General features: G+C 56.7%; 14 protein-coding genes. 1 reads left to right on the top strand and 13 read right to left on the bottom strand.

Annotation, left to right across the window (positions count from 1 at the left end):
* From M0746_RS10635 to M0746_RS10610, 6 genes are all read right to left on the bottom strand, one after another.
* The gene (locus M0746_RS10635) at positions 1 to 1,149 is read right to left on the bottom strand and encodes a head maturation protease, ClpP-related (RefSeq protein ID WP_258449131.1); all 1,149 of its coding nucleotides are present in this window, start codon (positions 1,147 to 1,149) and stop codon (positions 1 to 3) included.
* Positions 1,146 to 2,627: a phage portal protein gene (locus M0746_RS10630; protein ID WP_258449130.1), complete on the bottom strand. Its 1,482-nt coding sequence runs from the start codon at positions 2,625 to 2,627 to the stop codon at positions 1,146 to 1,148. Before M0746_RS10630 ends, M0746_RS10635 begins: the two co-directional genes overlap by 4 nt.
* Positions 2,627 to 2,833, bottom strand: coding sequence for a phage head-tail joining protein (locus M0746_RS10625; protein ID WP_041481045.1), 207 nt, complete (start codon positions 2,831 to 2,833; stop codon positions 2,627 to 2,629). The genes M0746_RS10630 and M0746_RS10625 overlap by 1 nt, the downstream gene beginning before the upstream one ends.
* A 1-nt stretch (position 2,834) precedes the next feature.
* Positions 2,835 to 4,829, bottom strand: coding sequence for a phage terminase large subunit family protein (locus M0746_RS10620; protein ID WP_258449129.1), 1,995 nt, complete (start codon positions 4,827 to 4,829; stop codon positions 2,835 to 2,837).
* A gap of 4 nt (positions 4,830 to 4,833) precedes the next feature.
* The gene (locus M0746_RS10615) at positions 4,834 to 5,403 is read right to left on the bottom strand and encodes a terminase small subunit (RefSeq protein ID WP_258449128.1); all 570 of its coding nucleotides are present in this window, start codon (positions 5,401 to 5,403) and stop codon (positions 4,834 to 4,836) included.
* Positions 5,404 to 5,823: 420 nt separating this feature from the next.
* Complete coding sequence (locus M0746_RS10610; RefSeq protein WP_258449127.1) at positions 5,824 to 6,144, bottom strand: phage holin family protein; 321 nt, start codon at positions 6,142 to 6,144, stop codon at positions 5,824 to 5,826.
* Positions 6,145 to 6,455: 311 nt separating this feature from the next.
* Here M0746_RS10610 and M0746_RS10605 point away from each other — a divergent pair, with 311 nt between their 5' ends.
* On the top strand, positions 6,456 to 8,045 hold the full coding sequence (locus M0746_RS10605; protein ID WP_258449126.1) for a hypothetical protein: 1,590 nt from the start codon (positions 6,456 to 6,458) through the stop codon (positions 8,043 to 8,045).
* 45 nt (positions 8,046 to 8,090) lie between these two features.
* Here M0746_RS10605 and M0746_RS10600 read toward each other — a convergent pair whose 3' ends face one another.
* From M0746_RS10600 to M0746_RS10570, 7 genes are all read right to left on the bottom strand, one after another.
* A complete protein-coding gene (locus M0746_RS10600; protein WP_258449125.1) occupies positions 8,091 to 8,480 on the bottom strand; it encodes an antiterminator Q family protein in 390 nt (129 codons plus the stop codon).
* A gap of 4 nt (positions 8,481 to 8,484) precedes the next feature.
* Positions 8,485 to 8,805, bottom strand: a complete 321-nt coding sequence (locus M0746_RS10595; protein ID WP_258449124.1) for a hypothetical protein — start codon at positions 8,803 to 8,805, stop codon at positions 8,485 to 8,487.
* Positions 8,777 to 10,090: a tyrosine-type recombinase/integrase gene (locus M0746_RS10590; RefSeq protein ID WP_258449123.1), complete on the bottom strand. Its 1,314-nt coding sequence runs from the start codon at positions 10,088 to 10,090 to the stop codon at positions 8,777 to 8,779. The genes M0746_RS10595 and M0746_RS10590 overlap by 29 nt, the downstream gene beginning before the upstream one ends.
* Positions 10,087 to 10,389, bottom strand: coding sequence for a DUF1364 domain-containing protein (locus M0746_RS10585; protein WP_258449122.1), 303 nt, complete (start codon positions 10,387 to 10,389; stop codon positions 10,087 to 10,089). Before M0746_RS10585 ends, M0746_RS10590 begins: the two co-directional genes overlap by 4 nt.
* Positions 10,380 to 10,589 carry a hypothetical protein gene (locus M0746_RS10580; RefSeq protein ID WP_258449121.1) on the bottom strand — a complete coding sequence of 70 codons (210 nt, stop codon included), beginning with the start codon at positions 10,587 to 10,589 and terminating at the stop codon, positions 10,380 to 10,382. The genes M0746_RS10585 and M0746_RS10580 overlap by 10 nt, the downstream gene beginning before the upstream one ends.
* A complete protein-coding gene (gene dnaB / locus M0746_RS10575; RefSeq protein ID WP_258449120.1) occupies positions 10,589 to 11,968 on the bottom strand; it encodes a replicative DNA helicase in 1,380 nt (459 codons plus the stop codon). The genes M0746_RS10580 and dnaB overlap by 1 nt, the downstream gene beginning before the upstream one ends.
* A gap of 215 nt (positions 11,969 to 12,183) precedes the next feature.
* Complete coding sequence (locus tag M0746_RS10570) at positions 12,184 to 12,624, bottom strand: helix-turn-helix domain-containing protein (RefSeq protein ID WP_258451467.1); 441 nt, start codon at positions 12,622 to 12,624, stop codon at positions 12,184 to 12,186.
* Positions 12,625 to 12,913: the final 289 nt, after the last annotated feature.

The following is a 12,913-nucleotide window of genomic DNA, read 5'->3' as shown; positions in this document are numbered from 1 at the left end:
TCATGCTCCTTTCGCGCCGCGCGCGGTTCCAGTTTGGGCCGCTTGGCGAGCAGCCCAAATCGAGTTGGGGTCAGGTTGTTTGGCCAGCACCTTGGGCGCCAGGTCGTCCGCCAGTGGCAGACTGTTGTCGATTTCAAAGCCCTTGCCGCTGGTGACAATTTTGTCGAACAGACGCGCCCGCACCGCCGGCGCATCCAGACCGGCCGCGACATACTCGGCGCTGAATTCAGGCAGCCGCGCAGCCACGCAAAGGTCGTTAATCGCCTTGGCGCGTGCCAGCCCCGCCAAAACGATGTCTTCACTTTCAAGCTGGGTGGACTTGAGCAGCGGCTCGATCAGGTTGCTGATTCCCGCCGCCATGCAGCGCTGAGTGACCATCAATGCCAACTTGGCCGAGTCTACGACGGGCGGCACCGGCGGCGGATCGACAGGCTCAAGATCCGGATCCGGTTCGGGTGCCTCGTCGAGCTGGGCCAGCAAATCAGCCGGTGCGTGCTGGAACCGTTGCAGCACCGCGCCTTGACCCAGACAGGCTTTGACTTTGATGCCGTCGCCCACTTCATCGGCCAGCCCCAATGCCACTGCTTCGTTGGCAGTCAGCCAGGTTTCGGCATCAACCATTCGTCGCAGCTCGGCCTCATCGATGTCGGGCGCCTTGGCCTTATAGGCCGCGATGATCGCCTCCAAGGTTTGATCCAATACGTCAGCGACCCGGCGGAAGTCCTCGGCGCCCCCGCCTGCATAGGTGTATGGGTTGTGAATCATCAACATGGCGTTCGCCGCGATGACTAGGCGGTGGGCACCGCACACAGCCACACTGGCGGCACTCGCCGCCAGTGCATCGATCCGGCCGGTGCAGCGCTCGCCCAGCCGCGACAGCGCGTTGTGCATGGCCAGCCCGTCGAACAGGTCACCGCCGATACTGTTGAACGCGGCGACCACCGGCGACACACCGTCGTCCATGGCGCGCAGATCCTGCACGAACTGATTGGCAGTGATGCCCCACGCGCCGATCTCGCCATAGACAAAGACTTCGATCACTCGCTCGGTGGACTCGCCGCTGGCATGAACGGCGTACCAAGTCTTGTCCTTGACCTCGACGCGTTTGCCGGCGCGGTTGTAAATACGCGGTTTCGCGCGCTTGCTCATGGTTGCTCCTTGTCGTCGGTGTCTTCGACGGCATCAAGGGTGTTGTAGTTGAGGCCCAATAAGGTGGCGCGTGCCAGATCGGCAGCGTTTTCCAGATCGACCGTTTCGGCGTCGTAGCCAGTGCGCAAAACCATCTCGCTGCGCGACGAAAAACCGGCTCTCACCTCCATCGCTCGCGCCTGCACGTCCTGCACCGGCTGGATGTAAGCCCAGCCTTGCGGTACCCAGCGAGTGCGAAGGTACTGGCGGCGCTTCAGTGCGTAATCGTCCAGCACCAGAACACCCGACAGCACCGCCATGTCCATCCACGCGGCCCGGACCGGGCGGCAGAGCTGATGCACGTACACGCTGAATTGCAGTTGTTCCAGGCGGCGCCGAAACTCGTTGAGCACCACCCGTAATGCTCGGTCGTTGATTCCGCGCATGTCGCCGGTGAGGATCTCGTAAGGCGTACCACTACCCGCCGCTGCAGCCATCAACTGCTGACGCATGAAGTCCGGGTAGTTGTTGCCCGCGTCCGGCGGTTTGGAAAATTCCACCTCCTCACCCGGACCGAGTTCCTGCATGGTGCCGGGTTCAAGCGCGACCATGGGGGTGAACCCGTCGCGATCAAGATCCAGCGGAGCGCCGGTGACCGGATCGCGTGGAACCGGTCCCGCGTCCGGCGCCGGGCGTGTGATGAAACCGGCGAACAGGTTGGCCACCTCCTGACGGAACAGCACCGCGTCGTCGTAGTTGTCCAGACTGCGCAGCCGTTTGAGTACCGGCGACAATCGCGGCACACCGCGCAACTGGCCAGGTTCGACCGGTTCGAAAATGTGCAGCACCTGCGCGGCCGGGACGCGCACTAGCTGGTTATAGCCGGCGTTCAACGAGGCCGCATCACGCGGGTGCGACAGGTACATCCAATACGCTACCCGCTTGCCGCCGGGCGTGAACTCGATGCCGGCGCGGATGACGTTGCCGTTCTTGGTGCTCTCGAATTTGTCGTGCGGCACGAACTCCGGCGCCAGAATCTGCAACTGCAGCGGAACCGCCAAGCCTTCGTCCCGACTGCGAGGACGCAAGCGAACAAAGCATTCACCCGATGTTTCCACCGTGCGCGCAACTAGCGCCTGCTGGCCGTAAAAGTCGGTGCGGTCATCCGCATCAGATTCATCAACCCAATCGCTCCACAGTTCCTGAAGCAGCTTGCGCAGGGCATCATCATCGGTCGCTGGCCGAGGGGTGATGCCGGTGCCGATCAGGTTGCTGACGCGCTTGTCGATGACGTTGAAGGCATACGGGTCATTGCGAACCGCTGCCCGGGAGCGCGACCGCAAATTGCGCAGTGCCGGGGTGTTGATGCTGTTGATCCCGTTGTCGGGAGCGTCCCAGTTAGCGGATCGGCGGCCTTCACCAGCGCCTTCGTAACTGGCCTTGATGTTTGACGGCAGCACAAAGCCGTTACGGGTCAACGTCGGAAAATGTCGGGCCATTAAAGTCCCTTGCCCCCGTGATAAAGGCGGACCACGCGCGAACGTGGCCCGGCGGCGCTGGCCAGCGACGAGCGTATTTCTTCGCGCGCCTTGAGCAGCTCATCGACCGTGCGGTATTCCACGGTACGGTCGGTGTAGCGCACAGTTTTTTCACCGCGAGCAATGGCCGCCTCAACCGCGTCGAGGTGCTTTTTCGTAAATGACATATCAGCGTCTCTTCAGGTAGCCACTGGTGGAGCTGCGGCGTTGTGGGGGAGCCGTTGTCGGACGTGGTTTCACGGCTGGTTGCGGCGCCTGTGGTGCTGCCGGTGTTTCGACTGGCCGGCTGAGCCGCTCGCTCTGAACGGGTTGGCCACTATCGCCCGAAGCGGACTGGATGACCGCCTGGCGAATCCGCGCCCAATCGTGATCTTGGTAGCGATTGATGCCGAGGTAATGCGCCATGGCCAGGTTGTAAACCAACAGGTCGAGCGCTTCGTTGCGCTCGGACTTGCCCTTGGTCCATTCAATGCGTTTATGCCCCCTGACGTAACGGGTAACTTTGCGCTCAGCCACACACTGGGCGAAAAAGTCATCCGGCAGGTCGTTGGCAAAGTGCAGCGCTCCCGGGCCGGTGTCGAATGCATAGCGGTTGTAGATCCAGTCCTTCGCCGTGTCGGTACCGACAATCCATAGCTCGGCGCCATGCCGTTCAGTCAGTCCCTTCCATGTCACGTCGACCATCGAAGGTCGCTGCGCGATCACCGGCCGGCCCCGCTTGCTCGCCCCTTTGATGGCGAACACGCTGCGCCAGCGGCGCATACGACAGAACTGATAGACCTCATCCGTATGGTTACCACCGGAGTCGACCGCAGTAGCCATGATCATCAGCTCAGCACCACAAGGGTGTCGGTAACGGGCCTTGAGTAACTCATCCAGCGCCACCCAGGTGCGCTCATCGGCAGGGTCGCCGGAGATCACTTGAAAGTCGACCACCCAGCGCTCCATACCAGCGCCCCAACCCATCACCATCAGTTCCAGGCGGTTGGCTTGGGTGTCAACGGAAGCGGTCAGCATCAATACGCCGTCGGGCATTGAGCCAAGCCCGTAGCTTTCCAGTCGCGCCCGTTCCATCAGCACACCGGCTGAGGTTTGCTCCTGAGCGCTATCCCAGACCTTGGCCAGACGGGTGTTGTAAAACACCTGCATCGGCTCCAGATCGCCTTTGGCCTGAGCCTTTTTAGCCTTCTCGAATTGCTTGGCCAACGAGGCCCAACCGGTCCAGCCGGGCGGCGAGTACAACGCATTCAAGTTAAAACCAATGGTTTCGCCATCGCCTTGGGTGTGTGCTCGCCACTCCCCTTTCGCCAGCATCTCGCCCTTATAGCGTTCCTCGATCAGTACGTCGCAGTCGGGGCCGGCACACTGGTAATGCACAACCTGAAAATCCGCCGAGTAATGCAAACGCTCCCACTCCAGAACCTGCATGTGTTCACAGGTTGGGCACGGCACGTAGTAGTAACGCTGATCGCTGACCTCAAACAGATCAGCGATCCGGGACGCCCCCCTGACCGTCGGCGAACTGGAAAAGTAAAACTTTGCGTTACGGCCGAAAGTACTGCCGCGAGTCTCGGCCAGTTCGACCGGGTCGCCCTCTTCGCCCACGTCCACGCCCCAGCGATCAACCTCGTCGCCGTAGATGTAGCGTGCGGAAAGCTCCGCCAGGTTAGCCGCAGAACCGGCCGTGGTGATGTACAGCGAACCACCCTCGAACTCCTTGGTGTCCATGGTGTTGCGCGCATCTCGCGAGCGGTTGGACGCCACGCGCTCACGCAGAACCGGCGTGGCCTTGATGGTTTTACCAATTCGCGACGATACCCGCTTAGCCAACCCCAGGCTGGGCAACAACGTCAGGATATTGGACGGGGCCATATGGATCAGCCCGCCGATCCAGTTCAAGGCGATCTGCGTTTTCATCAACTGCGAGGCCACCATGGTCACCACGCGCTTGCACGGGTGGGCAGGTGATAGACAGCGCATCGGCTCACGCGCATAAGGGGTGCGCGAAGTGTGGTATTGACCAGGTTCGGCTGCACCCGTATCGCGCGGGATGCGCATGTACTCGTCAGCCCACTGATCAATCCAGACATCTGGCTCTGGACGCTGCCCACGGAAATACGCTTCGCGGTACACCGTCGCACCGTTCGGAATTTCTAAGGACATAGGTTTAGCTCGGGGTAATGGCTTGTTCTAGATCTGCTGCAGACAGCCGCTCAGCATCTTCCAATGTTTGTCGCAAAGCCGACGCCAGACGCTTTTCGATTTGCCATGGATCAGACAGCGAGGCCAGTTCAGGCGCGAGCTGTGGAGCCATTCCAAGCAAAAGATCACGCAGTAAGCGACCGGCGTTATAGGCGGCATCTTCGACCGCTTTGCGCTCTACCAAAGTGCCCTGGGCTTTAAGGAAGTTGTTTTTTTCCTGAAGCGACAGGTAGTGCTCACGAAGCGCGCGTGACTTTTGAAAGTCGGGCACCTCACCAGAGGGGTCATCTACAAAGTCTGCAATGACTATTTCCAGCGGTGGCTGATCATCCCGTTTCGGACGATTGCGCTCATGTCGAGCGGCGACGCCGGCCTTACTCGGGTCGCTCGTCATGGTCAGAAGCCGCTCGCTGGCCTCCACATCAATCTGCCCGGCAGCATTCAGAACCAGTCGCTGACTCTTGACCAGCTTGCCAACGTACTGCCGAGACCACCCCTTAAGCTCGCAGTACTCCTTGCGAGTTACAAAAGCCATGCGGCCTCCATCGTCGTGGCTTGTTAAGCCTGTCAACTAACCCGGCTTAGTTGACAAGCGTTCTGACCATTGCGCCGGGGCTGCTGTTTAAGAAAATGAACAGGCATGAAAAGGCCTACAGCCCAATGGAACCGGGGGGACTTCAATAAAAAACGCTATTTGGATCATGCGAACTCTGTCGCTGGAAACACAGAATTTCTTGTCAACCTGTCAACCGCTGTCAACTAACTTTCCAGCCCTGTGGCTAACGCTTTCCCGCGGGTTTCCGACCCCGTACCCTTCGGATAACCCTAGGGTCCCCGGCGATGTCAGCTCCGGGTCGGGTCGGATCTCACCTTTGGCCGAAAACTCCTTCCCGTCATCCCCTATCACGCGGACCTGCATTGGCCGATCTCCTTGGAGTATTCGATTCTCAGCGACCTACTCGTCGACTTGAATACCTGCTTTCTTTGCCAAAAACCGAGTGTACAAACCACCGGCTACATCAGCACCAATCACCGCAATGACGATGCCCAATCCAGCAGCCAGGTAGAGGTTGTTCCAGAGCGCCATCGCTAACAGCAACGTCGCCATACCCAGCAGACCAGATGCGAGAAATCGCAAAGCCACTCGTTGCAGGATTTGCCGAAGACCGAGGTCGCTTCCTGACGCCCTCAGCATTTCCCCCGACAGGCCCGCCATGCTCAGCAAGATCAAAAGCCAAAGGGGCACATCCGCGAGAGCTTGTTGCTCCGTGCTCATCTGTAGTCCTCAAATAGGTTCGGCCTCCATGTCACTGTCATCCGCGCAGAGCAAAGAGGCAGGCATGGGGCCGAAAACGAAAAAGCCCCGCTCAATGGCGGGGCTTGTAAGTAGGTACAAAAAACCCGACTCATTGGCCGGGTTTCGAAAGCGTCTCGCTGCGTTCACAGCAGTTCACGCTCCCATGAAAACACATGTATTCCGCGCGGAAAAGTGTTTATTCCTCAGCACACAAATGCGAACATCTTAAGAATGGCCTATTGCCATGAATCCTCATCCACAGTACGAAACTCGATACCAAGGGCCATAAAATGAGCAAGCTTAATGAAAGGGACTTCCATGATTTTATATTTAAGAAAAAGAACATGGAGCTGCTCGTTGCTGATGCCCCTCAATTAGAATCTGAAATAGCGAGTACCCATTATCATTTTGATTCTATCTCCGAGGAGGTGTACAGCGCCGACGAGCTAGAGTTTGATCTATGGAAGATAATCAAAAGACGTAGCCTTGATAAAATCAGCTCAATCCACCAGAAAATCAGATACGGACAGCTTATAGCCAGTGACATAAAGTTGCCCACGGACTCAAGTAGACCTATGGAAATGGATCTACTCGGATTACATGAAGACGGGGTATTCATTATCGAACTGAAAACCAATAGCTCCGCAGAGCGCAATTCCTTTACTGAACTTCTGGCCTATAGCAACTATATTTCTGAAACTTTTCCTGCTTCTGGGAAGAAGGACACAATAAACGTTCTGATAGCCAACCTGAAGCCTAAAATCACTCGAAACGCCTACCTCTATGACTTAATCATTGCAGATCGAGAAACAATTGTTTATAGCCCGACCTTAATCGATGATCGTTTGGACAGCTTACAATTACACCTCCACATCCCTTCAGATGATGACTTTAAACACTTTACAAATAAGCTGATTTCACATGACGCTTTTTCTGCGGTAGTGCTTTCATTCAACGACATGCCTGGCTGGTTTGATAGTATAGAAACTGAAAACAGGCTAAGCACCACCACCGAGAAAAACTTATCAATTATCAGCTCGCACGCAGCTCAACTAATGGAAGCAGAACAACTACACGGATTCTGCTTTATAAGAAAGCGCTGGGAAGAACTTAACAAGAACTACCAATTTGAAAACAGTATAATTATTTGCGCAATCAATCCTTTTAAGAATCCAGAAGAAGAACAACTTTGCCATCTACTTGAGCAAGTTCCAGAAGAAAGCATTGCTGACTTCTTGGAATTCCCAGAAAAAGGTTTCAACTCTCGACTAATAAAGCTTGCAATGAGAACACAAGAGGAATGCTTGGGCACACCAGCCTGCACCGAAATAAACAATCGAGACTGGAATACTTTAGTTCATGAATTTGAGGAGGTAGTCCAAACCCACAATATCGCATTTCACGCTACAGGAATATTGCGTGAAGCCTATACTGGATACCTTGAGCAAATTTATAGATTTGATAAAGAAAGCGAATACAAGGAGGACATTAGTAAATTCAAGGCAGTCGAAATCTCAAATTGGCTTCGCGCTTGGCTATTCATGGAAAACGTGTCAATCATTGAAGAAACATCAACGAGAGATGACTCGCATGATGATCCCGACGACCATCCTGAATTCGTTCAATACTGTGTCAAATGCGAAAGATTTGCTACTGACACAAGTATGGCAGGACTCCCCAGCTGTGGGCTCCACATAGATCCATGGCAAGAAGTAGAACCGCCACCATTTAAGGGGACTATTCCTGACTGGGCCACATGTTTTGATCGTAGCTGCTCAGAGCCTCCAGTCGGAATTACTGGTGGGCAGTGCTTCTGCGAAGAACACTTTCGAGAAGCTAAAAGCGGAAGGCGGACAAATAGACTAATGTTTGGGGATTGAATTTAGATGAAGGCTGGCAAGCTAACTGCCAGCCTTCACTCATAATCAAGCCGCCGCTCTCATGTCACTAATTGCACAGTCTACCCACGCCGCTGCTGCCCTGACTAATTCCCTTGCCTTACCCTCACTGATCCCAAAATATTTTCCCACTCTCACCATGGCCCACTTTTCACCAAAGTACAGCCAGAGGACATCGCCCATTTGCTGATCGCGATGTGTGAGCCGGGCCACAGCGTTGTCGATAGCAATAGCCCAGTCGTCCGTAATGCAATAATTTTTGCTTGCAGACGGATTCGCTACGGCTTTCTGCATCAGCGCGAAAGTTGGGGACGTGTAACCCGGAATCCCCACCCCATCCATTCGCCACCACCCCCACTGTTCAAGTAGGTATTCGGTGTCCCCTAGTGGACGCCCTGCCGGCTTACGAATCATCATATTTTCAATCCCCTGTGTAGTTAGTGCCGCCCGCCCCCAGGCGGTTCACTCGTTCATACTGGCTCTGTGGCTCGCTCGTCAGCGGCAAGCCTTTCAGTTCAGAAATTTCACGCTGTGCCCGTTGCAATCTGAAGCTCAATTGAGTGACCAACTCGTCGGAAGAAAGCACCAACCTGCTGCCACTAACAACCCAACCTGAACCGTTGCAATCGGTGCAAACCAGCTCATAAAACAGACCTTTTACTACCGCTTTTCCCACGCAGATCGAGCAAGGCTGCAGCTCAATCCGTTCGCGCTTAAAGCCAGGCGCTCGCCTCTTCTGCATGATTTAAAACCTCGCCTATGGTTGTTTCTTCAATGGCCTTGCGGGCCTTATGTTCTGTGGCTTGCAGCGAATTACCAGAATCTTCAAATCTAAAGCCGGTCAATCCATGAATCGCTGCGAAGCCTTTCTGATCTAGATGTGCATGCCACTGTTCAAGGGCATCCCGCTTGCGGCTCATCACGTCCGACTGGATGTACACCTTCACGTTGTGCCCCATCGCGTGGTTGATTAGTAGCTCGCCAATCAGGTGGTCGATGCCGAGATCTGCCCAGCCAGTGCGCGCCACCTTGCGCAGGTCGTGACTGGTCCACTCGCCCTTTCCCAACCGACGGAACACGGCGCAGCCTTGCGCCTCGCCCAGCGCCTTGCCATTACGTGCCGGGAACAGGCACTGGCCCTCATAGCCTCGAGCGTATTGGCCTTCTCGATACCGGGTCAGCAGCGTGCATACTTGCTCGGTCAGAGGCAGGTGATGCTCGACACCGGTTTTCGTGTTCTCCGCCGGGATGAACCATTCGCGTTCGGCCAGGCTGATGTGCGACCAGCGCGCCATCCGGGTTTCACCGATCCGCGTGCCATGGCAGAGCATCATCAGTGCGAGCATCGAATCCAGCGGCGCGGTGCTCATGACTTCGGCCAGTTGCCCGAGCAGGCCTTCCAACTGAACGCCGCGCAGACGGGACGGCTTGATGCCGACCTTTGCCTTAGAGAAGTCGTTGAACCGGATCGCTGCCATCGGGTTGGGCGTGATCAACCCCAGCTTGGCCGCCTGCCGGAATGACAAGGCCAACAGCTGGAACGCGGAACGCACGTAGTCGATAGAAACCGTCTCCTGCAGCGGCCACATCAGCAGTGTGTCGAGAGCAGCCTTGTCGATACCGATCAGGGGCAGCTCGCCGAGGCGCGGTTTCAGGTGGCACTTGATGATCGAGGCGCCGGTGTTCTTGCGTTTGGTCGACAGATTACGATCGCGCGACATGCGATCAGCGAACCAGTCCAGCAGTTCGCCAACAGCGTTCCACTTCGACAGGCTCGCGCCCTCCCCGGCGGCCAGACGCAGCCGAAGCGACGGCAGCGCCGCTACGACCTGTTTGTGAGTCAGCTCGGGGAACGTGCCGATGGGATTCCACTTGCCCTTCAACACCAGGTACCACGAGCCACCGGTTCGAGCCTTGTTGAAGCGCAGGTACAGGCCCTTATTCTCAATGTCGCGTACGTCCTGTACGGTGCCGGCCACTTGGCGCTTGATTTCAGCTTCGGTGATCTTCACCGCGGCGGTACTCATGCGGCCCCCTTCACGGTGAGAATTCCAGCCCTGATCAGCGCTTCGTGGGTTTCGGCGATGGCGCGCGGCACGTCCTGCCAGTCGATCTCGCCGGCGGCGCGGCCGTCGATCACGTCGTGGCAAGCGCTGCACGCGTACACCGCCACGGTGTCAAAGCCTTTCATGCCCATGCCCTTCTGCCCGCAAGGCAGATGCGCGAGGACGGTGGTTTCTGGATTGTGGTTGCAGATCTTCGGAATCCGGACGGTGCATTCTTGGCCGTTGGCGGAGGCGCGAAGCTTCTTCGAGGTCACGCGCATGGCGGTCCCACCGTCGTGACGTCCACGACTTCGTAGGTGCCCGGCCACATCCATGCGCCGTAACGCTTGGCCATGGCCTCATCCGCGAACAATGCCAGCGCGTGATCCGGCGGAGAGCTCAGATCAACCTTGAACGAGCAGCAGAACACCGCGAAACGGTAGGTGGACGGGTCGGGAACAGCGAGTCGCCTTGTATTCATCAAAACGAATCCTTTTTGCGGTAACGGCTGGCTAGGCTGGTGACTTTTTCCGGCTGCTCGACAGGCTCTGGCTTCCAACCGGCAGCAAGGTTTTCGAAGCGGTTGAATTGACCAAGAAACGCCGTCCGGACAGTGCCCATCTCGATGTCGCGCCCCTTGCCGATGATTATTTCGGCAATGCCTTTGGCTTCGGTGTTTTCGTGATAGACCTCATCGCGATACACGAACAGGATCACATCAGCGTCCTGCTCAATGGCTCCGGACTCCCTCAAATCAGAAGGAATTGGGCGCTTGTTCGGACGCTCCTCGCATTTACGGGACAGCTGGCTGAGCAACACAACGGGGATGCCCAGTTCCTTGGCGAGCAACTTGCAGCCGCGGCTTATGCTGCTGACCTCTTCGGTTCGGTTGCCGCCCTCGCCTTCCACCAATTGCAGGTAATCGATCATCAGCAGGTCTAAGCCGTAACGCATTTTGTGGCGGCGAGCGAGCGAACGGATGCGTCCAATTGACGAGCCAGCGCGGTCAGCGATGTACAGCGAAGCGCGGCGAAGTAACCCGGCAGCGGCCTGTAGTTCAGTGCCGTGTGTCTCGCAGGCGGTTCCGTTTTTCACCAGCGTTAGTGGGATGCGCCCCTCGGAAGCCGTAGCCCTGTCCACCAGCTGACCTTTATTCATCTCAAGGCTGATGACGAGCGCTGATTTGTTTTGGCGGACCGCCGCATCGATTGAGAACCCCATGGCGAGCGTGGTCTTCCCCATGGCAGGACGGCCGGCAACGATGTACAGGTGATCTGGTTGTAAGCCACCCAGTTTTTCATCCAGATCTTTCAGGCCGGTCGATAAACCGATCAGCGTTTCACCGCGAGAATGGCGATCATGGCGTTCCTGCCAGACCTCGATCTGGTCGACCAACACGTCACCCACCTTAACGATGTCGTCATCACCCGAACCGCAATCAATCGCCATGGCCGCAGCCTGAACAGCGGCAATCTTCGCCTGCGTATCCTCGGTGCCCTGCGATATTTCCATCGCTTGGCTGCCAAGGTCGTAGAGCGCCCGGTCAATAGCCCGCTCACGAACTATCTGGGCGTATGTTCTGGCGTTAGCAATGCTAGGAGTGTTTTTGACGATTTCGGCGCAATAGGCGAATGCCGGGCTGCCGTCGTCCATCGAACCGACGTGATTACCCACAGTCAGGAAGTCGATCGCCTGACCAGCCGAACGGAGAGCCATGATGCTGCGGTACACGTCGGCGTTTGCCGGGAAGTAAAACGCCTCTGCCGACAAGTCTTCGGAAAGCGTATCGATCAGGTCTGGGCGCTGCATCATGGCGCCCAGCAGGCCGTGTTCAGCCTCGACGCTGTGAGGGTCACGCATGATAGTTACCCTCAACGACCTTGACGAAGTTGCTCGGTGCAATCAGCCAGTCGAAGTTGCAGCGGAAAGGAGTGCCCCCGGAAGCGGATACCTCCCCATCAGGAACTTGCTCGAACGCACCAAAGCGAAGTACTCAGCCCAGAACTGGAGATCCTGATGGACTTCGCTTTCGCTCCAGCGAGCACCGATCTTGGCGATCCGGTCCTTAGTCAACATCACGACTCGAGGAAACTCTGGAATCGTCTTGTTGAACAAATCGACGATTGCCTGAGTTGGGCATTTCGCCTTCGAAATTTTCGGGGTTGCTCACCACCACCAAGAGGTGATGGTTGACTTGATGGTTCTATTACGGTTCTGGGTGCGGCTGCTGCGGGGGTTTCTGTCGTGAGCTGCGGGGGTGATGGTGCAGCTGCTGCGGGGTGCGACTCTTGCGGGGGTGCATATGCCGCAGGGGTCAGGGTGTACATTGTCGAACGCCCCATTCGCTCACGAACTGACAGCAACCCAACCTGCCCCAGCCACTTGATCGCAGTTTGAACTGTCCGTTCAGCAAGGCAGGTTCGCTCCGAAATACGGGCAACCGAAGGCCAGCAGACGCCCTCGTCGTTAGCATTATCTGCCAGCGATATGAGCACAGCCTTTTGCGGGCCGCTCATGCCCTGCAACGGCCAGCACAAACTCATAATGATGGTGCTCATGCAGAAACATCCTGGACAGTTGCCAGTGATGCCTTGAGGTGATTCAGGCATTGCCGGCGGAAGTGAGATTTGGATTCGTGCGAGTACTGCAAACCAACCATGAGGGCGGCATCAATCGCTGCAGACTGATTTACATCATGGTGTCGAGACACTTTTGCAGACTGGTCATAATGTGTCGCAACATCGCTAGTACTGTTGACTCTGGTGGTCTTATTGGTCACTATTCACCTCTAAATGAAGTTGTACT

This window comes from Pseudomonas sp. S11P7 (assembly GCF_023195435.1).
In the GTDB taxonomy this organism is placed as follows: domain Bacteria; phylum Pseudomonadota; class Gammaproteobacteria; order Pseudomonadales; family Pseudomonadaceae; genus Aquipseudomonas; species Aquipseudomonas fluorescens_G.
This window is presented reverse-complemented; position numbering and strand designations above follow the sequence as displayed.

Coding starts and splice junctions, on each gene's coding strand:
- M0746_RS10625 (WP_041481045.1), bottom strand. CDS start 2,833: ATGTCATTTACGAAAAAGCACCTCGACGCGGTTGAGGCGGCCATTGCT.
- M0746_RS10620 (WP_258449129.1), bottom strand. CDS start 4,829: ATGTCCTTAGAAATTCCGAACGGTGCGACGGTGTACCGCGAAGCGTAT.
- M0746_RS10595 (WP_258449124.1), bottom strand. CDS start 8,805: ATGCAGAAGAGGCGAGCGCCTGGCTTTAAGCGCGAACGGATTGAGCTG.
- M0746_RS10580 (WP_258449121.1), bottom strand. CDS start 10,589: ATGAATACAAGGCGACTCGCTGTTCCCGACCCGTCCACCTACCGTTTC.
- M0746_RS10570 (WP_258451467.1), bottom strand. CDS start 12,624: ATGAGCGGCCCGCAAAAGGCTGTGCTCATATCGCTGGCAGATAATGCT.
- M0746_RS10610 (WP_258449127.1), bottom strand. CDS start 6,144: ATGAGCACGGAGCAACAAGCTCTCGCGGATGTGCCCCTTTGGCTTTTG.
- M0746_RS10585 (WP_258449122.1), bottom strand. CDS start 10,389: ATGCGCGTGACCTCGAAGAAGCTTCGCGCCTCCGCCAACGGCCAAGAA.
- M0746_RS10635 (WP_258449131.1), bottom strand. CDS start 1,149: ATGAGCAAGCGCGCGAAACCGCGTATTTACAACCGCGCCGGCAAACGC.
- M0746_RS10590 (WP_258449123.1), bottom strand. CDS start 10,090: ATGAGTACCGCCGCGGTGAAGATCACCGAAGCTGAAATCAAGCGCCAA.
- M0746_RS10630 (WP_258449130.1), bottom strand. CDS start 2,627: ATGGCCCGACATTTTCCGACGTTGACCCGTAACGGCTTTGTGCTGCCG.
- dnaB (WP_258449120.1), bottom strand. CDS start 11,968: ATGCGTGACCCTCACAGCGTCGAGGCTGAACACGGCCTGCTGGGCGCC.
- M0746_RS10615 (WP_258449128.1), bottom strand. CDS start 5,403: ATGGCTTTTGTAACTCGCAAGGAGTACTGCGAGCTTAAGGGGTGGTCT.
- M0746_RS10600 (WP_258449125.1), bottom strand. CDS start 8,480: ATGATGATTCGTAAGCCGGCAGGGCGTCCACTAGGGGACACCGAATAC.
- M0746_RS10605 (WP_258449126.1), top strand. CDS start 6,456: ATGAGCAAGCTTAATGAAAGGGACTTCCATGATTTTATATTTAAGAAA.